Here is a 22,506-nt window from a genome sequence, read left to right on the forward strand (position 1 = left end):
ATAAAAAAAAATGGCATTTAAAGTTTTACATATTGATGCAAACGATTCGGTTTTGTGGAATCGTTTAGAAGCGGCAGGTTATATAAACGAAGCCGATTATGTTTCAACTAAAGAAGAAATTGAGGCTAAAATAAATCAATATCAAGGAATTGTTATTCGTAGCCGATTTAAAATTGATAAACAATTTTTAGATGCTGCCTCGCAGCTAAAGTTTATTGCTCGCGTTGGTGCAGGTTTAGAAAGTATTGATTGCGAATATGCACAAGCAAAAGGCGTTGTATTAATTGCAGCCCCAGAAGGAAATCGTACTGCAGTGGGCGAACAAGCTTTAGGCATGTTGTTGGCTTTGTTTACCAATTTAAATAAAGCAAATGCCGAAGTTAAGATGGGACATTGGAACCGTGAAGCCAACCGCGGGTATGAATTAGAAGGAAAAACAGTCGGAATTATTGGTTACGGCAATATGGGTAATGCCTTTGCAAAACGTTTACAAGGTTTTGACGTTGAGGTGCTTTGTTACGATATTCAGCCTAATTTAGGTAATGCATTTGCCAAGCAAGTGAGTTTAGCCGAACTGCAAGAAAAAGCTGATGTTTTAAGCTTGCATACGCCTTGGACTCCAGAAACACATAATATGGTGAACCAAACATTTATTAATCAATTTAAAAAACCATTTTGGTTGATTAATACTGCACGTGGTAAAAGTGTGGTAACTCAAGATTTAGTTGATGCTTTAAAAAGTAAAAAAATATTGGGTGCTGGTTTAGATGTTTTAGAATATGAGAAACTGAGTTTTGAAAGTTTGTTTACTGACGAAATGCCCGAACCTTTACAATATTTAATTCAGGCTGAAAACGTTTTACTAACGCCGCACATTGCTGGTTGGACGTTTGAAAGCAAAGTTAAATTAGCTCATGTTATTGTTGATAAAATTTTGGATCAATTTAGTACTCAAAATTAAATAGTTAGCTTACAATATTTTTTAAAAATGGCGTTTACTACTAAAAAACAATATGGAACATTTTAATCAAGCAGAAGTAAACCAAAAAAAGGTTTTAGCTGGTATTTTCGGAATTATTTTAGGTTCGTTAGCTATTCATAAATTTTATTTAGGCTATACCAAAACAGGTATTATTCAGTTATTAATTTGTATTATTACTTGTGGTGCCGGTGGTATTCTTGGATTGATTGAAGGTATTTTGTACTTAACAAAATCTGACGAAGAATTTTATAACACGTATATAAAAAATAAAAAGGAATGGTTTTAAGCCATTAAAAAAGGTTTTAGCAATGCTAAAACCTTTTTTTATTTTTCTAATCTGCGTTCTAATTCGGCCTGAAATTCTTCCATTACGGGTTTAACCGTGCTTTCTGGTAAATCGGCAATGCGAATGTACATTAAGCCATCAACAGCATTGTTAAACAACGGGTCAACGTTAAAAGCAATTACACGCGCGTTTTGTTTGATGTATTTTTTAATTAAAACAGGTAAACGTAAATTACCCGGTTCAACTTCATCAATAATTTTATCAAACTTATTTAAATCTGCTTCAGTTGCATTAAAAACAAAATCTTTGTCTTCATCTTTCAACTTTACTTTGTATTCCATTTTAGGACGAACAAATTGCGCAATGTACGGATCGTAGTAATGCGATTTCATAAACTCAATCATTAATGATTTAGAGAAATCGGTAAATTGATTACTAATGCTCACTCCGCCAATTAAAAACTTATGTTCAGGATGGCGCAAGGTTGTGTGTACAATTCCTTTCCAAAGTAAAAATAAAGGCATTGGTTTTTGTTGGTAATCCGATATAATAAAGGCGCGTCCCATTTCTATAGATTCGGCCATCATTTTATGCAATTCTGGCTCAAATTTAAAAAGCTCTTGTAGGTAAAAACCGTCGATGCCGTGCTTTTCGTAAATTTGTTTACCTAAGCCCATGCGATAAGCACCAGCAATGCATTGTGCATCTTCATCCCACAAAAACATGTGGTAATAATATTGGTCAAACTTATCTAAATCGATTGATTCGTTGGTGCCTTCGCCAATTTCGCGGAACGTAATTTCACGCAACCTACCAATTTCGTGTAAAATGTTTGGTATTTTATCAGCTGGCGTAAAAAACACTTCGTAGCTTTTGCTTTGTAGCAAACGGTATTCGGCAGCATCTTCTCGCAACAACGCAATTTCTTCAATTATTTTGTCATGATTGGCTGCGGTAACAATTTGTTTTGGCTCTGGTTCGGGTGTTTTTGTAAATTTTTCAAATGTTTTTACCCCCGGTAATTTCTTTTCTTCTTCCGCGTAGGTGTTAGAAAGAATGTATGTTTTTTTGCGTAAAAATTCGGTATATGCTTCAATCGATTCCTTGTGCTCGTCTTGTTCTGCAACCGAAATGGGTTTACCAATTCTAATTTTTACAACTTTATTTTTTTGAGTTAAAAGCTCAGAAGGCAACTTTAATGTACGTAAAATCGGATTTAGCTTTGCTAACCAATAAAACATTCTGCTGTTTTTGGTATGAAAGTAAATTGGCACAACAGGAACGTTTGCTTTTTGAATAATTTTCATAGCAACCGGTTCCCATGGTTTATCAACCATGATATTTTCACGTTCTATGGTAGAAACTTCTCCCGCCGGAAAAATACCTAACGGTTTTCCATCGCTTACATGACGTAAAGTTTCTTTTAATCCAGCTACGCTGCTTTTTACATCCTTTTTATCTTCAAAAGGATTTACTGGCATTATAACGGGTTTTAACGGAACAATTTCTTGCAATAAAAAATTACCAATAACTTTATATTCAGGATTTTGCTCTAATAAAATTTTCATCAATAAAATACCGTCTAAGCCGCCAAGTGGATGGTTAGAAATGGTAATATATGGGCCGTTTTTAGGTAAACGTTTTAAATCGTCGTTCGGAATATCATAAGTAACTTTTAACTCTTTTATTAAGCGGTCTAAAAAAGTTAACGGATCGTCGTGATATACTTTTGTGTATATTTTGTTTAACTTAGATAATCTTGTAACCTTCATGAAAAACAAAGAAATAGCAGTCCCTAAAAGTCCATATTTGTCTAATTTCAGTGCTTTAGCTATTTGTTTTGCATTAACAACTTGCATTCGGTAAATGTGATAAGATTAAGCAGCAAATATAGTAATATTAATTATATATACGGGACGTAACATTGTATATTAATTGTGTTTTTGAATTCTTAAAAATATTTATTATCATACAGGATGACATCCTTCAAAAATTGTATATTTTTGAATAAATAAGTTTTAAAATTATGATAATTATCTCTTATAATGTGAACGGAATACGTGCTGCCATAACGAAAGGTTTTTTAGATTGGTTAAAAGCGGCTAATCCGGACGTAATTTGCTTGCAAGAAATTAAAGCCATGGAAGATCAGATTCCGGTTGATGACATTAAAGCTTTAGGTTACGAATATCAGTACTATTTTTCGGCACAAAAAAAAGGATATAGCGGTGTTGCAGTTTTATGCAAGCAAAAACCAAACAATGTTGTTTTTGGTACGGGAATTGAGCATATGGATTTTGAAGGACGTAATTTACGTGTAGATTTTGACGATGTTTCGGTAATGAGCTTGTATTTACCTTCTGGTACCAATATCGATCGTTTGTCGTATAAATTTCAGTACATGGACGAATTTCAGGCTTATATTGATGCGCTTAAAAAGCAAATTCCAAATTTAATTATTTGCGGAGATTACAACATTTGTCACCAAGCCATAGACATTCATGATCCTGTTCGTAACGTTAAAGTTTCAGGTTTTTTACCTGAAGAACGTGCTTGGTTAGATGGGTTTATGAAAGCAGGTTTTGTTGATAGCTTTCGCGCATTTAATAAAGAACCACATCAATACAGCTGGTGGAGCTACCGCGCTAAAGCCCGCAACAACAACAAAGGGTGGAGAATTGATTACAATTTAGTTTCAGAAAATATAGCAAACCGCATGGTGCGCGCAACTATTTTACCCGAAGCCAAACATTCTGACCATTGTCCAATTTTAGTAGAAATAAATTAACAATAAACAAATAAGAAGTTATGATAAAAAAAGTTTCAGCAGCCTTGCTTGTAGCCGCGCTATCTACATCATGCGTTTCTAAAAAATTATATACAGAATTAGAAGATCAGTTAACCGAAGCAAAACAGCAAAACCGTTCGCTTTCTGACGAATTAGATCATTTAACAACTGAAAAAAATAGTTTAGATTTAGAAAACAAGAATTTAAAATCTGAATTAGATCGCTTAAAAGCAGAACGCGATAAATTAGCGTCTGATTATGCAGCGGCAGCAACTAAACTTAAAAATTTAGAAGATGCATATGCTAAGCTTGAAAAAAATGCTGACGAAACCATTAAAAATAATTTAACTAAAAACCGCGAGCTTTTAGCGCAATTGGATGCTAAAGAAAAAGCACTTGCAGCAGAAAAAACACGTTTAGATTCATTAAGCAACGAACTTAAAACACGTTCGCAACGCGTAAACGAATTAGAACAATTAATTGCTGCGCAAGATTCTAAAATGAACTTGTTAAAAGAAACGCTTTCTAGCGCATTAAATGCTTTTGAAGGTAAAGGTTTAACGGTTGAACAAAAAAATGGTAAAGTTTACGTTTCTTTAGAAAATAAATTATTATTTAAAACCGGATCTTGGAGCGTGAACGACGAAGGACGTAAAGCCATTGTTGAGCTTGGTAAAGTTTTAGGTAACAACCCAGATATTGCAGTTTTAATTGAAGGTCATACCGATAACGATATTATTCGCGGATCTTTAGGCGGAATGATTAATAACAACTGGGATTTATCTACCAAACGTGCTTTATCGGTTGTAGAGATTTTAAACGAGAACCCAAAGATTGTTAAAAAGAATCTTACAGCTGCCGGACGTAGCGAATTCGCCCCAGTAGATAGCAATGCTACTGATATTGGTAAAGCTAGAAACCGTAGAATTGAAGTGATTTTAACACCAAACTTAGATTCTATTACCAAAGTTTTAAACGAAATTTAATAACAAAAAAGCTTCGCAATTTGCGAAGCTTTTTTGTTATAATCGAATCGTTTTATCTTTTGCGAATTTAACCTGATAACCAAATTTAATTTTCTTGGTTTCGTTCGGTTTAACCGTAACATGCCAAGTTAACTTTCCGGTTTCAGCATTTACTGTTGCGCCATCTTTATCTAAAAGTGCAACTTCAATATCGGTATTGGTGCTAATTGGGTAATTGTCTTCAACCTCAATCTGTACCGTTTCTTTTTTATTGTTTCTAATGCTTATTTCGTAAACAAAATCTTGTACTTTTTTAGATGATAAGGTTTTGCTTTGCGATTTTTCGTCTATTTTTTTTCTAGAAATTAAAATATTCGGATCCTTACCAATGCTTAAACTTAAATCTGCCGAATTTGCATCTGGACTTAAAAACGTTTGCCCCACAAAAATATCTTCTAAAATAATAGTTGCTTTGCCTGGTAATATATCGTAAGCTCCGTAATCTTTAATTTTTGCTACCAAATAAACGCTTTGATCTAATTTCGGAATCGCAACATAGTCGTACGTTGCCGGTACAGCAGTTTCTTTTAATTTTATTAAATGATTTTTGTTGTTTGATAAAATGGTATACGGAATAGCAATATCGTACGTAACGCTTAATTGCGATTGGCTCATTGCAGTATAATCAGAAACCGAACTAGTATATAAAGCTTCTTTTGCTATTATCTCCCCTCTGTCAAAATCTGCCTTTTCACTGTTTTTTACTCTAGCACTTGCAATTGCCATGTTGGCTGGTCGGCCAATTAAAGGTTGTTCGTAATTAATAAACCAGGTGTTTAATTCTGGCGCTTGTGTTGACTGATTAGCTGGTGCACTAATTAAGCTTAGTTTTGTGTTTTTCCAATCTACCCCTGTATTTTGGCGTACTTGCGCCTGATAATAAAATTGAATGGGTTGATTTATTTTAGCAATATTTAGCTCATAATTCGGTGTCCAACTTGCGTTGTGGGTTAAATACGTAATTTCTAACGGAACTTGACCAGCTTTTGTACTGCTAACATTTACTACCAATTTACCCTGAGAATAACTGCTGTTGTTTGCCTCGTTTAACTGCAATTTACCATTTAATTGTTTAATGGTTTCGTTCAGTTGTTTTTCAGAATCTTTTAAAGCACTTATTTTGTTTAAAGTTTCTAAACGAGCTGTTTTGTAATAAGCAAACCACTGTTTTAACTCAGGAACCGAAAAGGTTGCCGAATTGTTTATGTTGCGGTTACCGTCTAAAAGTTCTAAACCTTTTTCTTCGGTAGCTATGTTAAACTGAATTTTTTCTAATTCTTTTTGTTTGTTCTGAATTTCAGTGCGCACTGCGCTTTGTTCGTTCGAACTTAAATTGCTGGTTTCCTGAATATATGCTGTTGTAAATTGTGCCGACATTACCGTTACATAGCTTGGTGCTTTAATGGTAATCGAATTTTCGTTTAAACTTTCGGCTACATTGGTAATTATCAGTTCTGAAGTTCCTGCTGGAATTTGAACTGAAGTTTTATGTTTCAGCTCGGCAGCATTCATGTAAACGCGTGCCGATTCTATATTAGCTTTAGCAACCACTGGGTTTTGAGCCAAAATTTGCCCAACTAAAAATAAATTAGCAGCCCAAAATAAAAGTTTTTTCATAACCAATAAAGTTTTTAGGTTAAACGTAAAAAAGACTAAAAAAGTGCTTGCGTTAAATCTTCAATCTTCGCTAATAAATGTACTTTAATGCCTTTGCTTGGTGTGGTAATTTTGTTGTATTTAGAAACGTAAATATCGGTAAAACCCAATTTTTCTGCTTCCTGAATGCGTTGGTCAATGCGGTTAACCGGTCTGATTTCGCCCGATAAACCAACTTCGCCAGCAAAACAACTGTTTTTTGTAATCGAATCATCTTCGTTAGAAGATAGGATAGATGCAACCACAGCCAAATCAATAGCCGGATCATCTACCGTTATTCCGCCGGTAATGTTTAAAAAAACGTCTTTCATGCCCAATCTAAATCCGGCACGTTTTTCTAACACAGCCAACAACATGTTTAAACGTTTTACATTGTAACCCGTTGCACTACGTTGCGGCGTACCATAAACTGCAGTACTAACCAAGGCCTGAACTTCAATCATTAACGGGCGCATGCCCTCAAGCGTTGATGCAATAGCCGTGCCAGATAAATCTTCTTCGCGATTGCCTATTAATATTTCTGATGGATTACTAACTTCGCGTAAACCGCTGCCAAGCATTTCGTAAATGCCCAATTCGGCAGTTGATCCGAATCGGTTTTTTAAGGCACGCATGATGCGATAAACATGATTACGATCGCCCTCAAACTGCAGCACCGTATCAACCATATGTTCTAAAATTTTCGGACCAGCAATGGTTCCGTCTTTTGTAATATGGCCAATTAATATAACGGGCGTGTTGGTTTCTTTAGCAAATTTTATCAGTTCGCTGGTACATTCTCTAATTTGAGAAATTGTTCCGGCAGAAGCTTCTATATATTCGGTTTGTAAGGTTTGAATAGAATCTATAATTACCACTTCGGGCTCAATAGCTTCTATTTGTTTAAATATATTTTGCGTTTTGGTTTCGGTTAAAATGTAGCAGTTGTCCGAATGGTTTTCGATACGCTCGGCACGCATTTTAATTTGTTTTTGACTTTCTTCGCCCGAAACATATAATGTTTTATACGGCAAACGTAACGAAATTTGTAGCAACAAAGTACTTTTACCAATGCCGGGCTCACCGCCTAATAATGTTAGGGATCCAGGAACTAATCCGCCGCCTAAAACGCGGTTTAATTCGCCATCGCCGGTGTTGTATCTAATTTCTTTGGTAGTATCAATTTCGTTAACTTTTAACGGCTTGGTTGTGCGTTTAATTTCTATTAACGAACTTGATTTCCAAGTGCTTTTTTCTTCTTTCTGAACAATTTCTTCTACAATGGTGTTCCATTCTTTACAAGCGGTACATTGCCCTTGCCATTTGCTATATTGGTTGCCACAATTTTGGCAGAAAAAAGCGGTTTTTACTTTTGCCATTTAAGTTGATTTGTTTGTTATTCTTCGTCGCTTTGTTCTTTTCCTTTTTTAGTTCTTTTTGATTTGCGTACTTTTTCTGGAATATTAGCTTTAGCAGCTTCAGAATTTTCTACCATTAAATTTTTAGACAATTTTCCGATGGGTTCCATAGTAAAAGCTTTTAAATACGCTTTTTCTGCAGCTGCCCAATTTTCTGTTTTTTCTTCGTACAGCGCTAAATAGTACGAACCTAACATGGTTCTAGGATAATGTTTTTCGGCAACTTTAGCTAATGCTTTTAATTCGTCGTAATTTTCTTTTTTCAGAATTGCAGCTTCGGTTGCTTCAAAATCGTTTAAACGAATGGTAGGAATGAAGTTAAAGTTATTTGCAATATCTGTGTATTTATCTAATAAATATTGAGTTTGGTTGTTTTCTAAAACCAATAATTTGTTATGATATTCATCTAAATCAATACGGCGATAATCTTTAAATATAAAATTTAAGGCTGAAGGGATTGCTTGTAATACATAGCTATAATGGCCGCCACGCGGAAAATATTCAAATTTATAAAAAACGTTTTTGTTGTTTATGGCATTAATATTTTCGTTTAGCTTAACAATGTTGGCTTTATCTTCTGTAATATCTCCGTCTGAGTACGATAGGTAATAAAAAATGGGTTTTTCTGCAGCTTGCAATCTATCTGCAACAATGGTTTCCATATTATTCGCTAAAATCGGACTCATAGAAATATATGCGTTAAAATACGGATTGTCTTTATACAAAAAGGCATTTATAAACGCTGCGGTAACCCCGTGCCCTAAAATGGCTCTGAAGGGTTGTACGCGATATTTAGATTCGATGTACGGAACAACTTCCATGGTTAAAAACTCGTAAAAAGCGCCACCATTTACCGATGGAACGCCATTGTATTCAAATTCTGAATCTAATGCGCGGTCGTTATTTACGGCTTGGTTAATACCAACAATTACAAAATCTAAATATTCATCAAAATTAACAGCATAGCGAATGTTTGATGCGGTTGGTGCCATTAAATAATCGGCATCTAAAACTACCAAAAGAGGAAATTTTTGATCTTTTTTTTCCTCATATCCGCGAGGTAAAATAATTTGAATTTCTCGGCTTGCATTTACTTTTTTAGACTTAATGGTTTCTACAATTCGTTGCGAATACATGGAAAGACTAAATAAGCTAAGTAGTAATAAAGTTAGTTTTAGTTTCATATGCTGGATTAATTAATTTTTTGTTTTTTATTAAAGATAGGTAAAAATATAAACGATAAACCACCCAAAATAATTACAATTGCAGTTTGAGAAGACCATAAAATCCAACCAACGGCTGTACCAGCGGTCATAGAAATACCGTACAAAGCTAATATTTGCGAAATCATCAGCGGAAAGGCGCCAAAACCACCATTAGTAAACGTTATGGCTAAACTGCCCACTACAAATGAAGAAATAATGATGCCGATTGATAACGAATCGGTTTCGCTAATGCTTTTCATGCCGTAATAAAAAGTTGCAACATAAGATGCCCAAATTACAAACGTATAAAATAAAAAAGCTTTGCGTTGCGGCATTTTAAAAACGCTTAAAACACCTTCGGTTAATCCTTTTATTTTGCTACGAATAAGCACCATAAGTTTTAGTTGCGTAAAAAACAACAAGTAAATACCAAGAATTCCGGCAAGGGTTAAAATAATTAACGAATAGATTATTTTTTCTATCGGAATGTTTGTTAAAACAAAATCTTTTAAGGTGTTAAATTGAATGATTAGCGAAGTGAAAATGAATAATAATAAAATCACAAAATCGATAACCCGTTCAGAAATAATGCTACCAAAACCTTTGTCAAACGGAATGTTTTTGTAGTTTTTTAAAACCAAAGCACGTGAAATTTCGCCCGAACGCGGAACGGTTAAATTCATGATATACCCAATGCAAACAGCCATAAAATTATTAGGAAAATTGGACTGATAGCCCATATAATTTAAGCTGTATTTCCAACGGTAAGCTCGGCATCCTAAACTAATTAAAGAAAAGATGGTAGAAATTACAATGAAGTTGTAATTGGCGTTTTGAAATTGCAATTTTATTTCTTGCAATTGTTGCGCAGTAAACTGATTGTACGCATAATAAACTAAAAATACTCCCAGAATGAGTGGGAGTATTATAGATATTGTTTTTTTTATTGAAGCTTTCAAATTACGTTAAGGAGTTGTTTTCTTCGTTCGGAAAAATTACAGATGGTTTAAAGTTTTTAGCTTCTTCCATGGTTGCTAACGCGTAAGCAATAATAATTATTATATCGTCTTTTTGAACTTTACGTGCCGCAGGACCGTTTAATGTAATTACGCCCGAATTTCTTGGTCCTGGAATTGCGTATGTTTCAAAACGTTCGCCGTTATTAATATTTACAATAGAAACTTTTTCGCCTTCAAAAATATTTGCAGCTTCTAATAATGCTTCGTCAATTGTAATACTTCCGATGTAATTTAAATCTGCACCCGTAACTTTTACGCGATGGATTTTTGATTTTAAAATTTCGATTTGCATGATGCAAAAATAATTAATTTAATAATATGTTGTCAATTAATCTAACTCCTTCTATGTAAGCAACTAGAAAACCGCGGTATTTTTTATTCGCTTCTTTTGTTTGTGCTGTAATAAGAGTTTCTTGGTCTGCAATTTCGAAATATTCTAGCTCAAAATCAGCATTATTTTTAAATTTATTTTCAACAAAAGCTTTAACCTCTGCAATTGTTGCTGTTTTAAACAAGTTTTGCGCCTCTGTTAATGTTTGGAATAAAAACGTAGATTTTGTTTTTGCTTGCGCAGATAAACGTTCGTTGCGTGAGCTCATTGCCAATCCATCAGATTCTCTGTAAATAGGACAGCCTATAATTTCTGTTGGTAAATGGTAGTTTTTAACCAGTGCTTTAATGATTAACAGTTGCTGAAAATCTTTTTCTCCAAAATATGCTTTGGTTGGTTTTACAATGTCAAATAACTTAGTAATAATAGTTCCAACGCCATCAAAATGTCCCGGACGTGCTGCGCCTTCCATTTGGTTTTCTAACCCATTAAAACTGTAGTTTTCTGCCGTAACATTGTTTCCATAAACTTCATCAGCTGTCGGTGCAAAAACAATAATGTTTGGATCTAATTCTGCTATTTTTTTTACATCACGTTCCAAAGTTCGTGGGTATTTTGCTAAATCGTCTGCATTATTAAATTGCGTTGGGTTAACAAAAATGCTTATCACCGTAACATCATTTTCTTTTAAAGATTGTTCTAAAAGCGACAAATGTCCTTGGTGCAAAGCGCCCATGGTTGGCACTAAACCTATGGTTTTGTGCTCTTTTATACTAGTCGATAAATAACTAATTAAGTTACTTTTTTTATGGTAAACAGACATTGTTTTAAATTTTAATTTGGTGCAAACTTACTATTTTGTATAATAACTGCATAAAATTTTGTAATTTTGCTTGTTTTTTAGACACAAAAAAAATTAAAATTATATTGTAATGGAGGATAAGAGGGTATTATACGTATCATCAGAGGTGGTGCCTTATTTGCCAGAGAATGAAGTTTCATTAATGTCGTTTGAGGTTCCTAAAATGATTAACGATCAAGGTGGTCAGATTAGAATTTTTACACCACGCTATGGTAGCATAAACGAAAGAAGACATCAATTGCATGAGGTTATTAGATTATCTGGAATGAATTTGGTGATTAATGACATGGATATGCCTCTAATTATTAAGGTTGCATCAATTCCTAAAGAAAGAATTCAGGTTTATTTTATAGATAACGACGAGTATTTTAAGCGTAAAACAACTTTTGCTCATGAAGATGGCGAAATGTTTGCCGATAATGATGAAAGAGCAATATTTTTTGCAAAAGGTGTGGTAGAAACAGTTAAAAAATTAAACTGGGTTCCAGATATTATTCACGTTCACGGTTGGATGGCATCGTTTTTACCAATTTACATGAAGCATTTTTACAAAGATGATGCGCTTTTTGTTGATACAAAAATTGTAACTTCGGTGTATTCTAAATCTTTTGACGGGGTGATTAATGAAAAAACGTTAGATAAAATTACGTTTGATGAGATTCCGGCAGATGCAATTTCTAAATTGGCTGAATCTAATTATGACAACATCATGAAAACTGCCATAGATCATTCAGACGGAATAATTATAGCATCTGAAAATCTTTCTGAAGATTTAGTTAAATATGTTGAGAATTCTCAAAAACCTTTTTTACCTTTCGTGGGTAAAGATGAATTTGCAGAAGTTTATACAGATTTCTATAAGAACAAGATATAATATGAAAAAAAAATCAGGGCTATTGGCTCGTTTTATGTTGGCGTTTGCCTCAATTTGGTTGGTTTCGTGTGATAAAGATTTTAATTCACTCGGAGCTGATTTGGTAAACGACGATTTTATGGATGTAGCCGTTTATTCCAACACATCGGGTATTGAGTCGGGATATTTAAAAACGGGTGCTGTAGCAACCAATAAGTTAGCGTTAAATAATTTAGGTGCTTTTACGCATCCTACATTAGGTAATTCAGAATATCATTTTGTTACGCAACTTGCTTTAGACCAATATTCACCTGATTTAGGTCAAGAACCTACCATTGATTCGGTTTACATGTACGTGCCTTATTTTTCTAAATTAGCATCTACAGAAACCAGCGGCCGTCGCATTTATACGTTAGATTCAATTAAAGGTACCGGAACTTTTGATTTAAAAGTTTACGAAAATAACTATTACTTATCATCAATCGATCCAAATGCTACCGATGGGGTAAGAAGATATTATTCTAACGATAAACCAAATTTTGATTCAAACAAAGGTGCCGTACTTAATACCAGTACAAATCTGGTTCAAAACGCACAGTTTAAATTTGATAATTCAGAAATCGCATTGTTTAAACGCAATGAAAATGGTGAATTATTAAATAGTGAAGGAAATGTAATTTCTGAATCAGCTCCGTACGACCAAAAAGTAGTTTTAGAAAGATTTGAGCCAGGAATGTGGTTGGATTTAGATAAAACCTATTTTCAAAATAAAATATTCAATACCAACTCTTCTAACTTGTCAAGCTTTCAGAGTTTTTCAAATTATTTTAGAGGTTTGTATTTTAATGTAACACAAGATCCTGCAAATCAAGGTGCATTGGCAACTTTAGATTTTAGCAAAGGATATATTCAGATTAACTATTCTTACAAAAACGAAAATGGCGATGTGTTTAAAAACACATTAAAAATGACTTTTACGGGTGAAACGGTTAGTTTAATAGAAAATCAATACACAAACTTACCACAAACATCAACAGATAAATTGTTGGTTGTTGGTGGAGGTAAAGGTTCTGGTGCAACTTCTACAGACGGATATATTACATATATCGATTTGTTTGGTAAAGATGCAGGAAACGGAATTCCTGAACAAATAGATATTTTAACCAATTACAATTGGTTAATTAACGAAGCAAACGTAACTATTTATGTGGATCAAGATTTTATTGGAGCAGATCCAAAATACGTTCCGCAACGTTTGTTTTTATACGATTTAAATAATAGTTCTGTTTTAGTTGATTATTCTAACGATACATCTTCAAACACCAGCGATCCGAAAAAGAACAAAGGGGTTTATAGCGGTTTGTTAGTTAAATCTGATGATAACGGATATTACTATAAATTTAGAATTACAGAATACGTAAAAGGTTTAATCAAATCGCAAACGCCAATGTTAGATGCCAAAAACAAATATCGTTTAGGGCTTTCTGTAACCGAGGCAATTAGCTTGGCAACATTTACACCGTTGTTAAATGAATTAGCACCTTTAACTGTAAAACAAATCCCAACTGGGTCGGTAATCAGTCCGTTAGGAACTGTTTTGCATGGCGCAAATACAGCACAAACTGATAAAAAAATTAAGTTTGAAGTTTATTACACAAATCCTAATTAAAAAATTATGTGTGGAATAGTTGGATATATTGGCCATCGTGAAGCATACCCAGTAGTTATTAAAGGGTTACAACGTTTAGAATATCGCGGTTATGACAGTGCAGGTATTGTATTGTACGATGGTGAAAAAATGAAACTTGCTAAAACAAAAGGTAAAGTTTCGGATCTTGAGAATAAAGCAGAGCAAGAAATTACATTAAACGGAAATATTGGAATTGGACATACACGTTGGGCAACCCACGGAGTTCCTAATGACGTGAATTCGCATCCACATTATTCTAATTCTGAAGAATTGGTTATTATTCATAACGGAATTATTGAGAATTACGAGCCGTTAAAACAAGAATTAATTAAACGTGGTTACACGTTTAAATCTGATACCGATACTGAGGTTTTAATTAATTTAATCGAAGATGTTCAAAAAACAAACGGATTTAAATTAGGTAAAGCGGTTCAGGTTGCGTTAAATCAGGTGGTTGGTGCCTATGCAATTTGTGTTTTTGATGTTAAAAAACCAAACGAAATTATTGCAGCACGTTTAGGAAGCCCATTAGCAATTGGTATTGGTGAAAACGAATATTTTGTTGCTTCTGATGCATCTCCTTTTATTGAATATACAAATAATGCTATTTATTTAGAAGATGAAGAAATGGCTATTATTCGTTTAGATAAAGAATTAAAAATTCGTAAAATTAAAGACGATTCTTTAGTTGATCCTTATGTTCAAGAATTGCAATTAAACTTAGAACAAATTGAAAAAGGAGGTTACGATCATTTCATGCTAAAAGAAATTCACGAACAACCAAGCGTAATTCGTGATACGTTCCGCGGCAGATTATTAACTGATCAAGGCATTGTAAGAATGGCTGGGTTGGAAGATAATATTGAAAAATTCACCAAAGCAAGCCGCATCATTATTGTTGCTTGTGGTACATCTTGGCATGCTGGATTAGTAGGTGAATATTTAATTGAAGAATTTGCACGTATTCCGGTTGAGGTTGAATATGCTTCAGAATTTAGATACCGTAATCCAATTATAAATAAAGGAGATATTGTTATTGCAATTTCTCAATCGGGCGAAACGGCAGATACATTAGCAGCTATTAAATTAGCAAAATCGCAAGGTGCTTTTGTTTTCGGAGTTTGTAACGTAGTAGGTTCATCTATTTCTAGAGAAACTCATGCAGGTGCTTATACACATGCTGGTCCTGAAATTGGGGTAGCATCAACTAAAGCTTTTACAACACAAATTACTGTATTGTCTTTAATGGCATTGCGTTTGGCTCAAGCTAAAGGACAAATGTCTAATTCAGATTTTGTTCGCCATTTAGTAGAAATGGAACAAATTCCTGGTAAAGTTGCTGAAGCGTTAAAAGCAAATCAACATATTATTGATATTGCGCGTTGTTATAAAGATGCGACAAACTGCTTGTATTTAGGTCGTGGATTTAATTACCCTGTAGCGATAGAAGGTGCTTTGAAATTAAAAGAAATTTCATACATCCACGCAGAAGGATATCCAGCTGCAGAAATGAAGCACGGGCCGATTGCGTTAATTGACGAACACATGCCGGTTATTGTAATTGCTCCTAAACAAAGTCATTACGATAAAGTGGTAAGTAATATTCAAGAAATTAAGGCGCGTAGCGGAAAAATTATTGCTGTGGTGACTAAAGGAGATGAACAAGTTCGTGCGTTGGCAGATCATGTAATCGAGATTCCTGAAACTAACGAATCGTTATCACCAATTGTATCTATCATTCCGTTACAATTGTTGTCTTATCATATTGCTGTTATGCGTGGTTGTAACGTGGATCAGCCTAGAAATTTAGCTAAATCCGTAACTGTAGAATAGTCACGGACTTTGGTTGTTACAACCAATTTAAAAAAACAATAAATATATTCTAAGATTAGAAAAAAAAAGCTTAAATTTGCACTTCGAAAACAATGTTTTAATACGAAACGTAAATAGCTGTTTAATAAATACATAAGTAATGTCGAAAATTACAGGTAAAGTTGCTCAAATTATCGGTCCAGTTGTTGACGTGATTTTCAACAATCAAGAAGCCGAACTTCCAAAAATTTATGATTCATTAGAAATCGTAAAAGCAGATGGTTCCAAATTAGTTTTAGAGGTTCAATCTCACGTAGGAGAAAATACCGTACGTACAATTTCAATGGACTCAACAGACGGATTGTCTAGAGGTCAAGAAGTTGTTTCTTTAGGTACTCCAATTCAAATGCCAATTGGTAAAGATATTTATGGTCGTTTATTCAATGTAATTGGAGACGCTATTGATGGTTTAGGTAATTTACCGAAAGAAGGTGAAAACGGATTGCCTATTCACAGAGAAGCACCAAAATTTGAAGACTTATCAACTTCATCAGAAGTTTTATATACAGGTATCAAAGTAATCGATTTAATTGAACCATACGCAAAAGGTGGTAAAATTGGATTGTTTGGTGGTGCAGGTGTTGGTAAAACCGTATTAATTCAGGAATTAATTAATAACATTGCAAAAGGACACGGAGGTTTATCTGTTTTTGCTGGTGTTGGTGAACGTACTCGTGAAGGGAACGATTTATTACGCGAAATGTTAGAATCTGGAATTATTAAATACGGAGATGATTTCATGCATTCTATGGAAGAAGGCGGATGGGACTTATCAAAAGTTGACAAACCAGGAATGAGAGATTCTAAAGCAACTTTCGTATTCGGACAGATGAACGAACCACCAGGAGCTCGTGCACGTGTTGCTTTATCAGGTTTAACTATTGCTGAATATTTCCGTGATGGTGCTGGTGAAGGACAAGGTAAAGACGTGTTATTCTTCGTTGATAATATTTTCCGCTTTACACAAGCTGGTTCTGAGGTTTCTGCTTTATTAGGGCGTATGCCATCTGCGGTAGGATACCAACCAACTTTAGCTACAGAAATGGGTGCAATGCAAGAGCGTATTACATCTACTAAAAACGGTTCTATTACATCTGTACAAGCGGTTTATGTACCTGCGGACGACTTAACTGACCCGGCTCCAGCTACAACTTTCGCGCACTTAGATGCTACAACAGTATTATCTCGTAAAATTGCTGAGTTAGGTATTTATCCAGCGGTAGATCCATTAGATTCTACTTCTCGTATCTTAACTCCAGAAATTTTAGGTGATGAGCACTATAACTGTGCACAACGCGTTAAAGAAATTTTACAACGTTACAAAGAATTACAAGATATTATTGCAATTTTAGGTATGGAAGAATTATCTGATGAAGATAAATTGGCTGTATCTCGTGCACGTCGTGTTCAACGTTTCTTATCACAACCTTTCCATGTAGCTGAACAATTTACTGGTATTCCTGGAGTATTAGTTGATATTAAAGATACAATTAAAGGGTTTAACATGATTATGGATGGTGAATTAGACCATTTGCCAGAAGCTGCTTTTAACTTACAAGGTACTATTGAAGACGTTGTAAAAGCAGGTCAAAAAATGTTAGCTGAAGCTTAATAACTTGTTATATTACTTGTTTATCAAGTAGTTTTAACTACAAACTTTATTATTATGATTGTAGAAATTGTTTCGCCAGAAGCTACTTTATTTAAAGGGGAAGTTACCTCTGTTGCTGTGCCTGGTGTAAATGGCGAGTTTCAGATGTTAAATAATCACGCACCAATCGTGTCGTTATTAACAAAAGGTAATGTAAAATTAGTAGGTTCTAACCTTGCTTTTGAGGCTGGTTTTGCTGATAAATTCAACAAAATTGATTCATCTACGTTTTGGTTACCTATTAACTCTGGTACATTAGAATTGAATGATAATAAAATTATCATTTTAGCAGACTAAACTTTCAAGTTTATATAAAAAAAGCCTAGCATTTTTGCTAGGCTTTTTTGTTTTCTATATCGTTTAAAAAATCAAAAATTAAATGTGATTCATAACCTTTGTAACTAAGCTGTGAGATAAATTTATTTTTCTTTTTTAGTATATCTTTTTCATTTATGCTTTCCCATTTTTTTTCAGCATAAGCCAAAAATCGTGTTTCGTAAGCTTCGTTAATTTCTTTTAACGCAGTTTCTATATTTCTGGCCGATATATCTCTAAATTTTAATTCTTGCTTTATTTTGTTTCTTCCCCAGTTTTTGTAAAAATGCTTGCCACGGGTAAATGATATCGCAAAACGTTCTTCGTTAAGATATTTGTTTTCAATTAAAGCAATCAATATGTTTTGCTTTTCTTCTGGCGTTAAATGGTATTCAAAAAGCTTATATTCTACTTCTTTGTAGCATCTGTCTTGGTAACTACAATAATATTCTAATTTATTTAATACCTCGTTTACGGGTAGGCTCTTCAAAATTATAAATTTAAGTTTTTATGTGTTTTTTCAATAGCTTGTTCGTTTTTCCAGTCAATCCATTGTTGTCCTTTTTTCTTACGCATGTAGTTGTCGTAATGGCGCATAATAAATACGTTGTAAGCTGCATTTACTAGGTTGTTAATTTTGCGTGGAAATGCACGTAAACTCATCGAAATGCTTGGCGTTAAATATTTCATGTAATGCCAATAACCTTCGGGCATGTATAGCATTTCGCCGTGCTTCAGGTTGCAAATATATCCTTCTGCTTTTTTTAAGGCAGGAAACTTGTTGTAATCCGGATTGTCAAAATCAATATCTTCTCGAGAAATTAACGAATGTGGAATTTTATATAAGTATTTTGTTTGATCTGGAGCAAAAAGCATGCATTGTTTTTCTCCGTTAAAGTTAAAATGTAAAATATTTGAATAATCAATGTCAAAATGCATAAAAACTTTGGAGTTTGACCCACCAAAAAATAACATCGGTAATTGTTTTACTAAGCGCAACCCAATATCAGGCCATTTAAAATCTGATTTTAATTGAGGTACTTCTTTCATGATATTGTACAAAAATATTCTGTAATTGGTAGGTTCTTTTTCTAGCAAATCAATATAATCGCCCATCTTCATTTCGGCATGCGCCTGATTAAAACCATCTTCGGCACGAACCGGTCTGTCGTCATATAAAGGTACAATTTTATCGCCAGCAATTTCTTTTATGTAATGAAGATGCCATTTTTTGTAAGCTGGCCAATCGTGTGTTAATTCCTCAATAACAACAGGAATTTGTTTTTTTACATATTTTTCAACAAAATCTTTTTTAGAAATTGTTTTTACTCTATCTATTTGCTTCAGCTTCATTTTTGTAGTTTATGTTTCTGTAATAAATAGTAACTGCATTTTGTTGCAGATTATTACATGCGTTTAAATTTGTGTTAACAGCATGTAAGCAAAATGCAAAATTAATAAAAAAAACCTTTAACTAATAAAAGTTAAAGGTTTGTACCTAAGGTGGGAATCGAACCCACACTCCGAAGAACACGAGTTTGAGTCGTGCGCGTCTACCAATTCCGCCACTTAGGCTTGTTAATTTTGTTTTGCAAATTTATGCTTTTTTTTTATTTGAGCAATTAAATAAAACAAAAAAACACAAATAATTTAAATATAATTCCTAAATTTGCAAACTAATACACAACAACACAACATAAACTAACTATTAAACCGAATATAAATGTCGTATAATGAGCCAGATGCGAAGATATTTGCATGTTCACAAAGTTTAGATTTGGCACAACGCATCGCTGATTCTTACGGAGTGAAGCTAGGGCAGGTGTCAATGAATACCTATAGTGATGGTGAATTTCAACCATCTTTTGAAGAGTCTATTCGCGGAATACGAGTTTTTTTAGTTTGTTCTACCTTTCCTTCATCAGATAATTTAATGGAATTATTATTGATGATTGATGCAGCAAAACGCGCTTCGGCACGTCATATTACAGCTGTAATACCTTATTTTGGTTGGGCAAGACAAGATAGAAAAGATAAACCTCGTGTACCAATAGGAGCTAAATTGGTTGCAAAGTTATTAGAAACAGCAGGGGCAACACGAATTATGACCATGGATTTACATGCTGATCAGATTCAAGGTTTTTTTGAAAAACCAGTTGACCATTTGTTTGCTTCAACCATTTTCTTGCCGTATTTACAAAGCTTAGCTTTAGATAATTTAACTATTGCTTCGCCAGATATGGGAGGTTCAAAACGTGCTTACGCATATTCAAAATATTTGCAATCAGACGTAGTTATTTGTTATAAACAACGTAAAAAAGCAAATGTGATTGAAAAAATGGAATTGATTGGTGATGTTACCGGTAAAAACGTGGTATTAGTTGATGATATGATTGACACCGGAGGAACATTAGCTAAAGCTGCCGATATGATGATTGAAAGAGGAGCATTAAGTGTTAGAGCAATTTGCACTCATGCAATTTTATCGGGTGATGCGTATGAAAGAATCGAGAATTCTAAAATTTTAGAATTAATTGTAACAGATTCTATTCCATTAAAAAAGAATTCGTCAAAAATTAGAGTTATTTCATGTGCGCAATTATTTGCAGATGTTATGCACATGGTTCAAAATAACAATTCTATTTCTGGTAAATTTATCATGTAATTTTATTAATTTTAAATATTTCACAAATGAAATCAATTACGATCAAAGGATCTGAAAGAGAAAGCGTGGGTAAAGTAGCTACTAAAGCCTTACGTAATGCTGGAATGGTACCTTGCGTGTTATACGGAGGAGATCAACCAGTACATTTTGCTGCAGAAGCAAAGTCATTTAAAAACTTAGTTTACACTCCAAACGTACACACTGTTGTAATTGAATTAGCTGGAGCAAAATACGAAGCTATTTTACAAGACATTCAGTTTGATCCAGTTTCTGACAGAATTTTACACATCGATTTCTACCAGTTACATGCTGATAAAGAAATTACTATGGATGTACCAGTTAAAGTTGTTGGTTCAGCTAAAGGTGTATTAGCAGGTGGTGTTTTACGTTTAAACCAACGTAAATTAAAAGTTAGAGCTTTACCAGCTAATTTACCGGACTTTGTTGAGGCAAACGTTACTAACTTAGAAATGGGTAATAAATTATACATTACTAGCTTAGAAACTCCTAACTTTAAATTATTACATGCAGACAACACTGTAGTTGCTCAAGTAAGAATTTCTCGTGCTGCTTTAAAAGCTGCTCAAGAAGCTGCAAAAGCAGAAAAAACAGCAGCAAAAGGAAAGAAAAAATAATTTTTTCCACCCTATTATACAAACTAAGAAAACACCGATGCAAATCGGTGTTTTTTTTTGGCTTAACCTTATGTTATTATTTGGTTTGTTTTCGTTAAATTATTGTACTTTTACTCATAAATTAATAAATAGCTGTATTTATTGGCTTCCCACATACAATGAAAAAGTTTTTAATTGTCGGACTTGGTAATATCGGTCCCGAATATGTAAATACCAGACATAATATTGGTTTTAAAATATTAAATTACTTAGCACATAAAGAAGGTCTTGAATTTGAAAACGTTAAGCTCGGGCAAATAACAGAATTTAAAATAAAAGGCAGATCTTTATTGCTTTTAAAACCCAATACTTACATGAACTTAAGCGGTAAAGCTGTGCTTTACTGGATGGAGAAAGAAAATATCCCGAAAGAAAATGTTTTAATAATTACCGATGATTTAAATTTGCCTTTTGGCAGCATTCGCATAAAACCAAAAGGAAGCGATGGTGGCCATAATGGTTTAAAAAATATTCAATTGTTGTTAAATAGCTCTGAATATCCTAGATTTAGATTCGGAATCAGCGATCAGTTTAAAAAAGGACAACAAGTAGATTATGTTTTAGGGCATTGGACGGATGAAGAACATGCTGCGTTAAAAGAACGATTGGATGTATCTTTAGAAGTTATTAAATCTTTTGCTTTGGCAGGATTAGCCAATACAATGAATGCGTTTAACGGCAAATAGAACTAGCAATGAAAAAAATATTTGGTGTATTTTGTATCTTATTGTTTGCTACATCATGTGATACGGTTAAAACATTTTTAGATACAAAAGAAGGATTAGATTACAAAACAAAAATTAAATCGGATTGCCCGTCAGATGGAACTTGTGAATTGATGGTTTTTAAAAATTCTTCATTGCAAATTCAATCAGATGGTTTAGGACAATCTTTTTATGATATGGTTTTTGATAGTGAAAAAACCGTTATCATGTATGAATATAAACGAAACAATGAAAATAATTTTCAAGACGGCGATTTAACCGAACGTATTGTTTTTGAAGTTAGAAATAACGTAACCGAATTTGTGGTTGAAGATTTAGAATTATCTAATTTAGTTATGTTTTATGAACGTCATTGTTTTTGTAAAGGCGAAACCGGATTGTTTCCTATAAACAAAGGAAAATTATATGTAAACAATGTTGGTAATGCTTTAGAAATAAAAATTGATATTGAAGATGTAGATATTCCTTTCAGTATTTCTTACTTAGAAGCACAAATAAAATAAAAAAAGC

The 22,506-nt window shown here is 33.7% G+C and carries 22 protein-coding genes and 1 tRNA gene; 13 read left to right on the top strand and 10 right to left on the bottom strand.

Annotated elements, in window-relative coordinates:
• Positions 1-10: 10 nt before the first annotated feature.
• Both K5I29_RS11970 and K5I29_RS11975 read left to right on the top strand, forming a co-directional pair.
• Positions 11-961 carry a 2-hydroxyacid dehydrogenase gene (locus tag K5I29_RS11970; RefSeq protein WP_264433562.1) on the top strand — a complete coding sequence of 317 codons (951 nt, stop codon included), beginning with the start codon at positions 11-13 and terminating at the stop codon, positions 959-961.
• Positions 962-1,013: 52 nt separating this feature from the next.
• Positions 1,014-1,268: a TM2 domain-containing protein gene (locus K5I29_RS11975; protein WP_264433563.1), complete on the top strand. Its 255-nt coding sequence runs from the start codon at positions 1,014-1,016 to the stop codon at positions 1,266-1,268.
• Positions 1,269-1,306: 38 nt separating this feature from the next.
• On the opposite strand, the gene K5I29_RS11980 is transcribed toward K5I29_RS11975, so the two are convergent.
• Positions 1,307-3,127, bottom strand: a complete 1,821-nt coding sequence (locus K5I29_RS11980) for a lysophospholipid acyltransferase family protein (protein ID WP_264433564.1) — start codon at positions 3,125-3,127, stop codon at positions 1,307-1,309.
• A 167-nt stretch (positions 3,128-3,294) separates the two neighbouring features.
• Here K5I29_RS11980 and K5I29_RS11985 point away from each other — a divergent pair, with 167 nt between their 5' ends.
• Together K5I29_RS11985 and K5I29_RS11990 are read left to right on the top strand one after the other, a co-directional pair.
• On the top strand, positions 3,295-4,056 hold the full coding sequence (locus K5I29_RS11985; RefSeq protein ID WP_264433566.1) for an exodeoxyribonuclease III: 762 nt from the start codon (positions 3,295-3,297) through the stop codon (positions 4,054-4,056).
• A gap of 20 nt (positions 4,057-4,076) precedes the next feature.
• Entirely contained in the window at positions 4,077-5,042 is a 966-nt protein-coding gene (locus K5I29_RS11990) for an OmpA family protein (RefSeq protein ID WP_264433567.1), read from the top strand.
• A 36-nt stretch (positions 5,043-5,078) separates the two neighbouring features.
• On the opposite strand, the gene K5I29_RS11995 is transcribed toward K5I29_RS11990, so the two are convergent.
• The 6 genes from K5I29_RS11995 to panC are packed head-to-tail and all read right to left on the bottom strand — an operon-like array spanning position 5,079 to position 11,512.
• The gene (locus K5I29_RS11995; RefSeq protein ID WP_264433569.1) at positions 5,079-6,698 is read right to left on the bottom strand and encodes a DUF4139 domain-containing protein; all 1,620 of its coding nucleotides are present in this window, start codon (positions 6,696-6,698) and stop codon (positions 5,079-5,081) included.
• Between the two features lie 35 nt (positions 6,699-6,733).
• Positions 6,734-8,095 carry a DNA repair protein RadA gene (gene radA / locus K5I29_RS12000; protein WP_264433571.1) on the bottom strand — a complete coding sequence of 454 codons (1,362 nt, stop codon included), beginning with the start codon at positions 8,093-8,095 and terminating at the stop codon, positions 6,734-6,736.
• A 17-nt stretch (positions 8,096-8,112) separates the two neighbouring features.
• Positions 8,113-9,318 (bottom strand): alpha/beta hydrolase, encoded by a 1,206-nt coding sequence (locus K5I29_RS12005; RefSeq protein ID WP_264433573.1) that lies wholly within the window; start codon positions 9,316-9,318, stop codon positions 8,113-8,115.
• 8 nt (positions 9,319-9,326) lie between these two features.
• Positions 9,327-10,298, bottom strand: a complete 972-nt coding sequence (locus tag K5I29_RS12010) for a lysylphosphatidylglycerol synthase transmembrane domain-containing protein (RefSeq protein WP_264433574.1) — start codon at positions 10,296-10,298, stop codon at positions 9,327-9,329.
• A gap of 1 nt (position 10,299) precedes the next feature.
• Positions 10,300-10,650, bottom strand: coding sequence for an aspartate 1-decarboxylase (gene panD / locus K5I29_RS12015; RefSeq protein WP_264433575.1), 351 nt, complete (start codon positions 10,648-10,650; stop codon positions 10,300-10,302).
• A gap of 13 nt (positions 10,651-10,663) precedes the next feature.
• Positions 10,664-11,512 (bottom strand): pantoate--beta-alanine ligase, encoded by an 849-nt coding sequence (panC, locus tag K5I29_RS12020; RefSeq protein WP_264433576.1) that lies wholly within the window; start codon positions 11,510-11,512, stop codon positions 10,664-10,666.
• Positions 11,513-11,621: 109 nt separating this feature from the next.
• Between panC and K5I29_RS12025 the strand changes: the two genes are divergently transcribed.
• From K5I29_RS12025 to K5I29_RS12045, 5 genes are all read left to right on the top strand, one after another.
• Positions 11,622-12,425 (top strand): glycogen/starch synthase, encoded by an 804-nt coding sequence (locus K5I29_RS12025; RefSeq protein ID WP_264433577.1) that lies wholly within the window; start codon positions 11,622-11,624, stop codon positions 12,423-12,425.
• Between the two features lies 1 nt (position 12,426).
• Positions 12,427-14,073 carry a DUF4270 domain-containing protein gene (locus K5I29_RS12030; RefSeq protein ID WP_264433578.1) on the top strand — a complete coding sequence of 549 codons (1,647 nt, stop codon included), beginning with the start codon at positions 12,427-12,429 and terminating at the stop codon, positions 14,071-14,073.
• A gap of 6 nt (positions 14,074-14,079) precedes the next feature.
• Positions 14,080-15,927: a glutamine--fructose-6-phosphate transaminase (isomerizing) gene (gene glmS, locus K5I29_RS12035; RefSeq protein WP_264433579.1), complete on the top strand. Its 1,848-nt coding sequence runs from the start codon at positions 14,080-14,082 to the stop codon at positions 15,925-15,927.
• Positions 15,928-16,066: 139 nt separating this feature from the next.
• Complete coding sequence (gene atpD, locus K5I29_RS12040) at positions 16,067-17,578, top strand: F0F1 ATP synthase subunit beta (RefSeq protein ID WP_264433580.1); 1,512 nt, start codon at positions 16,067-16,069, stop codon at positions 17,576-17,578.
• 54 nt (positions 17,579-17,632) lie between these two features.
• Positions 17,633-17,914 (top strand): F0F1 ATP synthase subunit epsilon, encoded by a 282-nt coding sequence (locus K5I29_RS12045; RefSeq protein ID WP_264433581.1) that lies wholly within the window; start codon positions 17,633-17,635, stop codon positions 17,912-17,914.
• 37 nt (positions 17,915-17,951) lie between these two features.
• Here the strand turns inward: K5I29_RS12045 and K5I29_RS12050 are convergent, their stop codons facing one another.
• The 3 genes from K5I29_RS12050 to K5I29_RS12060 all read right to left on the bottom strand — a co-directional run bounded on the left by K5I29_RS12050 (position 17,952) and on the right by K5I29_RS12060 (position 19,507).
• Positions 17,952-18,422, bottom strand: a complete 471-nt coding sequence (locus K5I29_RS12050) for a regulatory protein RecX (RefSeq protein ID WP_264433582.1) — start codon at positions 18,420-18,422, stop codon at positions 17,952-17,954.
• Positions 18,423-18,424: 2 nt separating this feature from the next.
• On the bottom strand, positions 18,425-19,285 hold the full coding sequence (locus K5I29_RS12055; protein ID WP_264433583.1) for a cupin-like domain-containing protein: 861 nt from the start codon (positions 19,283-19,285) through the stop codon (positions 18,425-18,427).
• A gap of 142 nt (positions 19,286-19,427) precedes the next feature.
• Positions 19,428-19,507: transfer RNA gene (locus tag K5I29_RS12060), tRNA-Leu, on the bottom strand.
• Positions 19,508-19,655: 148 nt separating this feature from the next.
• Between K5I29_RS12060 and K5I29_RS12065 the strand changes: the two genes are divergently transcribed.
• The 4 genes from K5I29_RS12065 to K5I29_RS12080 all read left to right on the top strand — a co-directional run bounded on the left by K5I29_RS12065 (position 19,656) and on the right by K5I29_RS12080 (position 22,499).
• On the top strand, positions 19,656-20,597 hold the full coding sequence (locus tag K5I29_RS12065) for a ribose-phosphate pyrophosphokinase (RefSeq protein WP_264433584.1): 942 nt from the start codon (positions 19,656-19,658) through the stop codon (positions 20,595-20,597).
• A gap of 26 nt (positions 20,598-20,623) precedes the next feature.
• Positions 20,624-21,232, top strand: coding sequence for a 50S ribosomal protein L25/general stress protein Ctc (locus tag K5I29_RS12070; protein ID WP_264433586.1), 609 nt, complete (start codon positions 20,624-20,626; stop codon positions 21,230-21,232).
• A 158-nt stretch (positions 21,233-21,390) separates the two neighbouring features.
• Positions 21,391-21,957, top strand: a complete 567-nt coding sequence (gene pth / locus K5I29_RS12075) for an aminoacyl-tRNA hydrolase (protein WP_264433587.1) — start codon at positions 21,391-21,393, stop codon at positions 21,955-21,957.
• A gap of 8 nt (positions 21,958-21,965) precedes the next feature.
• Complete coding sequence (locus K5I29_RS12080) at positions 21,966-22,499, top strand: hypothetical protein (RefSeq protein WP_264433589.1); 534 nt, start codon at positions 21,966-21,968, stop codon at positions 22,497-22,499.
• Positions 22,500-22,506: the final 7 nt, after the last annotated feature.

The organism is Flavobacterium agricola, from assembly GCF_025919725.1.
Lineage (GTDB): Bacteria > Bacteroidota > Bacteroidia > Flavobacteriales > Flavobacteriaceae > Flavobacterium > Flavobacterium agricola.

Bases quoted from the DNA above. Each gene is read 5' to 3' on its own strand.
- K5I29_RS11970 (WP_264433562.1), top strand. From the start codon at position 11: ATGGCATTTAAAGTTTTACATATTGATGCAAACGATTCGGTTTTGTGG.
- K5I29_RS12030 (WP_264433578.1), top strand. From the start codon at position 12,427: ATGAAAAAAAAATCAGGGCTATTGGCTCGTTTTATGTTGGCGTTTGCC.
- K5I29_RS12025 (WP_264433577.1), top strand. From the start codon at position 11,622: ATGGAGGATAAGAGGGTATTATACGTATCATCAGAGGTGGTGCCTTAT.
- K5I29_RS11995 (WP_264433569.1), bottom strand. From the start codon at position 6,698: ATGAAAAAACTTTTATTTTGGGCTGCTAATTTATTTTTAGTTGGGCAA.
- K5I29_RS12005 (WP_264433573.1), bottom strand. From the start codon at position 9,318: ATGAAACTAAAACTAACTTTATTACTACTTAGCTTATTTAGTCTTTCC.
- K5I29_RS12080 (WP_264433589.1), top strand. From the start codon at position 21,966: ATGAAAAAAATATTTGGTGTATTTTGTATCTTATTGTTTGCTACATCA.
- K5I29_RS11985 (WP_264433566.1), top strand. From the start codon at position 3,295: ATGATAATTATCTCTTATAATGTGAACGGAATACGTGCTGCCATAACG.
- radA (WP_264433571.1), bottom strand. From the start codon at position 8,095: ATGGCAAAAGTAAAAACCGCTTTTTTCTGCCAAAATTGTGGCAACCAA.
- K5I29_RS12055 (WP_264433583.1), bottom strand. From the start codon at position 19,285: ATGAAGCTGAAGCAAATAGATAGAGTAAAAACAATTTCTAAAAAAGAT.
- K5I29_RS11990 (WP_264433567.1), top strand. From the start codon at position 4,077: ATGATAAAAAAAGTTTCAGCAGCCTTGCTTGTAGCCGCGCTATCTACA.
- K5I29_RS11980 (WP_264433564.1), bottom strand. From the start codon at position 3,127: ATGCAAGTTGTTAATGCAAAACAAATAGCTAAAGCACTGAAATTAGAC.
- atpD (WP_264433580.1), top strand. From the start codon at position 16,067: ATGTCGAAAATTACAGGTAAAGTTGCTCAAATTATCGGTCCAGTTGTT.
- glmS (WP_264433579.1), top strand. From the start codon at position 14,080: ATGTGTGGAATAGTTGGATATATTGGCCATCGTGAAGCATACCCAGTA.
- K5I29_RS12065 (WP_264433584.1), top strand. From the start codon at position 19,656: ATGTCGTATAATGAGCCAGATGCGAAGATATTTGCATGTTCACAAAGT.
- K5I29_RS12045 (WP_264433581.1), top strand. From the start codon at position 17,633: ATGATTGTAGAAATTGTTTCGCCAGAAGCTACTTTATTTAAAGGGGAA.
- K5I29_RS12070 (WP_264433586.1), top strand. From the start codon at position 20,624: ATGAAATCAATTACGATCAAAGGATCTGAAAGAGAAAGCGTGGGTAAA.
- pth (WP_264433587.1), top strand. From the start codon at position 21,391: ATGAAAAAGTTTTTAATTGTCGGACTTGGTAATATCGGTCCCGAATAT.
- panC (WP_264433576.1), bottom strand. From the start codon at position 11,512: ATGTCTGTTTACCATAAAAAAAGTAACTTAATTAGTTATTTATCGACT.
- panD (WP_264433575.1), bottom strand. From the start codon at position 10,650: ATGCAAATCGAAATTTTAAAATCAAAAATCCATCGCGTAAAAGTTACG.
- K5I29_RS11975 (WP_264433563.1), top strand. From the start codon at position 1,014: ATGGAACATTTTAATCAAGCAGAAGTAAACCAAAAAAAGGTTTTAGCT.